The following is a 4,988-nucleotide window of genomic DNA, read 5'->3' on the forward strand; positions in this document are numbered from 1 at the left end:
CGGCTGCACCTGGGCCATTACCACGGCGTGCTCAAGAACTGGGTGCGCCTGCAGAACGAGTACGAGTGTTTCTTCTTCGTGGCCGACTGGCACGCCCTGACCACCCACTACGAGAGCCCCTGGGTGGTCGGGGACAATGTCTGGGACATGGTGATCGATTGGCTGGCCTGCGGCGTCAACCCCAAGCTGGCGCGGCTGTTCATCCAGTCCCGGGTGCCCGAGCACGCTGAGCTCCACCTGCTGCTGTCGATGATGACCCCCCTCGGCTGGCTCGAGCGGGTGCCCACGTTCCGCGACCAGCAGGAGCAGCTGAGCGACCGGGACCTGTCCACCTACGGCTTCCTCGGGTATCCGCTGCTGCAGTCGGCGGACGTGCTCATCTACAAGGCCACCGAGGTGCCGGTGGGCGAGGACCAGGTGGCCCACCTGGAACTTACCCGCGAGGTGGCCCGCCGCTTCAACCACCTCTACGGCGTCGAGCCGGATTTCGAGCAGAAGGCCCAGGAGGCGGCGCGCAAGATGGGCAAGAAGAATGCGCGCCTCTACCACGACCTGCGCCGTCGCTATCAGCAGGAGGGTGACCGCGAGGCCCTGGAGGTGGCGCACGCCCTGCTGGAGGGGCAGCCGAACATCACCGTCGCCGACCGCGAGCGGCTCTTCGGCTACCTCGACGGCACCACCCGGGAACTGTTGCCCGAGCCCGAGGTGCTGTTGACGCCGACCGCGAAGATGCCCGGCCTCGATGGCCGCAAGATGTCCAAGTCCTACGACAACACCATCGGCCTGCGCGAGCCCACCGACGACGTCGTCCGCAAGCTGCGCACCATGCCGACGGACCCGGCGCGGGTGCGTCGTAACGACCCCGGCGATCCGCAGAAGTGCCCGGTGTGGGACTTCCATCAGGTCTACTCCGACGAGTCGACCCGCGCGTGGGTCCAAGAAGGGTGCACCACCGCCGGGATCGGTTGCCTGGAGTGCAAGCGCTGCATCATCGACGCCGTTGAGGCCGAGCTGTCGCCGATCCGCGAGCGGGCCCGACAGTACGAGGAAGATCCGGAGCATGTGCGCTCGATCATCGTTGACGGCTGTGAGCAGGCCCGCGAGGAGGCCCGCGAGACCCTTGGCGAGGTGCGCAGCGCCATGGGCCTGGAGTACCGGTGACGGAGACCGCCGCCGGGCAGGCGTCCGCTGACGAGCCGGCGGGCGGCGGTGAGCCGGTGGCCCGCGTCGGTGACGAGGCGCTGCGACGGCTGCCGGACGATCTCTACATCCCCCCGGACGCGCTCGAGGTCTTCCTCGAGGCGTTCGAGGGGCCGCTGGATCTGCTGCTCTACCTGATCCGGCGGCAGAATCTCGACATCCTCGACATCCCCATCGCCGAGATCACCCGGCAGTACATGGAGTACGTCGAGCTCATGCGCGAGATGCGTCTGGAGCTGGCCGCCGAGTACCTGGTGATGGCCGCCATGCTCGCCGAGATCAAGTCGCGCATGCTGCTGCCGCGGCCCGCGGCGGCCGACGACGAGGAGGACGAGGACCACGATCCGCGGGCCGAACTGATCCGCCGGCTGCAGGAGTACGAGCGTTTCAAGAAGGTGGCCGAGCAGATCGACGAACTCCCCCGCGTGGGGCGGGATATCTTCCCGGCCGCCGCCGACGCACCGGAGTGCCGGCCCCGGGCGCAGGCACCGGAAGTCAGCCTGCGCGAGCTGCTGCTGGCCCTTTCAGAGGTCATGCGCCGGGCGCAGCTGAATGAGAGCCACCACGTCGAGCGCGAGACGATCAGCATCCGCGAGCGGATGAGCGAGACCCTGAGCGGGCTCAGCGAGGAGCGTTACACGCCCTTCCAGGAGCTGTTCCGGGTGGAGGAGGGGCGGACCGGGGTCGTGGTGACCTTCCTGGCGCTGCTCGAGCTGGTGCGCGAGTCCATGGTGGAGCTGGTCCAGGCCGACGCCTTTGCCCCGATCTACATCCGCGCACGATGAATATGCCACCACTCAAGCACATCATCGAGGCGGCGCTGCTGGCCGCCGGCGAGGCGCTGACCTTCGAACGCATCCAGGGCCTGTTCGATGCCGACCGGGCGCCGAGCCGCGACGACATCCGCCGGGCCGTGGCCGAGCTGTCGGCGGACTACCAGGGGCGCGGGATCGAGATCCGCGAGGTGGCCGGCGGCTACCGCATCCAGGTCGGTGCCGACATGGCCCCGTGGGTCTCGCGGCTCTGGGAGGAGAAGCCGGCACGCTATTCGCGGGCCGTCCTCGAGACGCTGGCCCTGATTGCCTACCGGCAGCCGATCACCCGCGGGGAGATCGAGCAGGTGCGCGGGGTCAGCGTCAGTACTTCGATCATCCGCACGCTCGAGGAGCGTGGCTGGATCCGCGTGGTGGGCCGGCGCGACGTGCCGGGGCGCCCGGCGATGTACGCCACCACCCGCGGGTTTCTTGAGCACTTCAACCTGCGCGGGCTGGATCAGCTGCCGGATCTGGCCACGCTGCAGGATCCGGATCAGGCGCATCTGGAGCTGGATCTGCGCCTGCCCGACGAGGCCGAGGGCGAGGGCGATCCGGCAACCAGCGACGACGAACAGGGGGCGACCCGTGACGAGTGACGGTGGGAATCAGCCTGCGGGCGAGAAACTGCAGAAGGTGCTGGCGCGCGCCGGGCTGGGCTCGCGCCGCGAGATGGAGGCGGCCATCCAGGCCGGGCGCGTGCGCATCGAGGGACGCGTGGCGAAGCTGGGCGATCGCGCGCAGCCCCGTGACCACGTGGAGCTGGACGGGCAGACGGTGCAGCGGGTCCATCGCGAGCCGCCGCGGCGGGTGCTGCTCTATAACAAGCCCGAGGGCGAAGTGACCACCCGCTCCGACCCCGAGGGCCGATCAACAGTCTTCGAGCGGCTGCCGCGCACGCCCGGGCGGTGGATCGCCGTGGGGCGGTTGGATATCAACAGCCAGGGGCTGTTGCTGTTCACCAACGATGGCGAACTCGCCAACGCCCTGATGCATCCCTCCACGGGGGTTGAGCGGGAGTACGCCTGCCGGATCCACGGCGAGGTGACCGAGGAGATGGTCGACCGCTTGGTGGGTGGGGTCGAACTCGAGGACGGCCCCGCCCACTTCGAGGTGGTGGAGTCGGCCATGCCGGTGGACGAGCCGCAGGAGGGCGCTAACGCGTGGTTCCACGTTATCGTCACCGAGGGGCGCCGCCGCGAGGTCCGCCGGCTCTGGGAGTCCCAAGGGGTGACGGTCAGCCGTCTGATCCGCGTGCGCTACGGGCCCGTGGTGATGCCCCGGGATCTGCGCCGCGGCCAGCTGCGCGAGCTGGACGAGGCCGGCAAGCGCGAACTCTACGAGCACGTGGGCCTGACCCCGCCGGAGCCGGTCAGGCGGACGGCGCCCCAGCGCCGCCGGCGGCGTGGGCGCAAGCGGCGCTGAGCGGGCAGTCGGCACAGCGCGGCGTGGGGCGGCAGGTGTCCTTGCCCAGCGCCACGATCTGGGCATGCAGCTCGTTGAAGGCTGCGGTGTCCGGCCCCAGCGCCGCCTCGATGCCGCCGCGCAGCCGCTCATACCCCTCATCACCCTGGATCCAGCCCAGGCGCTGGAGGATCCGCCGGGTGTAGGCGTCGATCACGAACACCGGGCGGTGGAAGGCGTAGAGCAGGATGTCGTCCGCGGTCTCGCGGCCGACCCCATTGACCGCCAGCAGCTTCTCGCGCAGCGCCTCGGTGCGCCGTAGCTGCATGCCCTCCATGCAGCCCTCCTGCAGGTAGGCGATGCACAGGTTGCGCAGCCGGCGGGTCTTGACGTTGAAGTAGCCTGCCGGCCGGATCGCCTCGGCCACCTCGTCGCCCTCGGCCTCGATCAGGGCCACGGGATCGAGCAGCCCCGCGCCACGGAGCTGCTCCATGGCGCGCTCGACATTGCTCCAGGCGGTGTTCTGGGTCAGCACGGCCCCGACCAGCACCTCAAAGGCGGTTTCTGCCGGCCACCAGTGCTGTTCACCGTGGTGGGCGACCAGCTGCTCAAGCAGCCAGCGTAGCCGCTCACCGGTCAGGCCGGGGTGGGGGCGCGGCGAGGGCGCGCTCACGCCGGTGCCGGCTCGACGCTCAGCGCCTGACCGTGGTGGCTGCGCCCGTCGGGCCCGAGCAGGCGCAGGAAGGCGCCGGCCACCTGCTGCGGCTGGGTCAGGTCGAGGGGGTTCTCGAAGGGGAACTCCTTCTGCCTCAGCCCGGTGGCGACAATGCCCGGGTCGAGGGTGTTGACGCAGACGCTCGTCGTCTCGGCCAGCTCCGCGGCGAGCACCCGCATCAGGCCCTCGAGCCCGGCATTGGAGACGGCGTAGGCGCCTCCGTAGGCTTTGTGGCCATTCCGGCCGCTGGCATCGCTGGTGAACACGATGCTGCCCCGGTCGGACTCGCGCAGCAGCGGCAGGCACGCTTGAGTGAGCATGAAGGCGGCGTTGAGGTTGACCTGGAGGGTCTTGTACCACGTCTCCATGTCGTAGAGTTCGACGGGCGCCGGTTTGCCCATGGTGGCCGCGGCGTGGAGCAGGCCATCGAGGCGGCCGAGGCCCTCGCGGATACGCTGCGCGACCTCGGGGAAGTTGTCGAAGGTGGCGCCCTCGAGGTTCATGGGGTAGATCGCCGGTTCTGGGTGGTTGTCCTCGACGATGCGGTCGTAGAGGCTCTCGAGCGCCTTGAGGTCCTTGTCGAGGATGACAACCGTGGCGCCGGCGGCGGCGAGCCGGCGGCAGACGGCGCTGCCGATGCCGCCGGTGGCGCCGGTGACCAGGATGACCCGCCCGTCGAAGGCGTCCTCGGCGGGCTGGTAGTCGGCGGAGATCAACGCTTGTTCGGCCACGGTTATCCCCTGATGGTGGTGAACGACGGGAAACGCCGTACCTTACCCAGCGCTCCGGTGGCGAGCAAGGTAGGCCGGGCGGGGTTGCCTGTAGCCATTGCCTCGGGCGTATTCCCCGCCGTCGCT

The 4,988-nt window shown here is 69.7% G+C and carries 6 protein-coding genes; 4 read left to right on the top strand and 2 right to left on the bottom strand.

The annotated features are described in order from the left end of the window. From LRA98_RS12485 to rluB, 4 genes are all read left to right on the top strand, one after another. Positions 1 to 1,161, top strand: a 1,161-nt coding sequence (locus tag LRA98_RS12485; protein ID WP_238634219.1) for a tryptophan--tRNA ligase, incomplete at its 5' end; no start/stop codon positions are given. Continuing rightward, positions 1,158 to 1,985 carry a segregation and condensation protein A gene (locus tag LRA98_RS12490; protein WP_201168739.1) on the top strand — a complete coding sequence of 276 codons (828 nt, stop codon included), beginning with the start codon at positions 1,158 to 1,160 and terminating at the stop codon, positions 1,983 to 1,985. The genes LRA98_RS12485 and LRA98_RS12490, both read left to right, overlap by 4 nt. Further along, positions 1,982 to 2,611: an SMC-Scp complex subunit ScpB gene (gene scpB / locus LRA98_RS12495; RefSeq protein ID WP_238634218.1), complete on the top strand. Its 630-nt coding sequence runs from the start codon at positions 1,982 to 1,984 to the stop codon at positions 2,609 to 2,611. Before LRA98_RS12490 ends, scpB begins: the two co-directional genes overlap by 4 nt. Next, on the top strand, positions 2,601 to 3,437 hold the full coding sequence (rluB, locus tag LRA98_RS12500; protein ID WP_238634217.1) for a 23S rRNA pseudouridine(2605) synthase RluB: 837 nt from the start codon (positions 2,601 to 2,603) through the stop codon (positions 3,435 to 3,437). The genes scpB and rluB overlap by 11 nt, the downstream gene beginning before the upstream one ends. Here rluB and LRA98_RS12505 read toward each other — a convergent pair. Both LRA98_RS12505 and LRA98_RS12510 read right to left on the bottom strand, forming a co-directional pair. Further along, positions 3,385 to 4,089 carry an endonuclease III domain-containing protein gene (locus LRA98_RS12505; RefSeq protein ID WP_238634216.1) on the bottom strand — a complete coding sequence of 235 codons (705 nt, stop codon included), beginning with the start codon at positions 4,087 to 4,089 and terminating at the stop codon, positions 3,385 to 3,387. The genes rluB and LRA98_RS12505 overlap by 53 nt on opposite strands. After that, a complete protein-coding gene (locus tag LRA98_RS12510; protein WP_201168728.1) occupies positions 4,086 to 4,862 on the bottom strand; it encodes an SDR family NAD(P)-dependent oxidoreductase in 777 nt (258 codons plus the stop codon). The genes LRA98_RS12505 and LRA98_RS12510 overlap by 4 nt, the downstream gene beginning before the upstream one ends. Between the last annotated feature and the right edge of the window lie 126 nt (positions 4,863 to 4,988).

This window comes from Halorhodospira sp. M38, from assembly GCF_022227985.1.
Classification (GTDB): domain Bacteria; phylum Pseudomonadota; class Gammaproteobacteria; order Nitrococcales; family Halorhodospiraceae; genus Halorhodospira; species Halorhodospira halophila_A.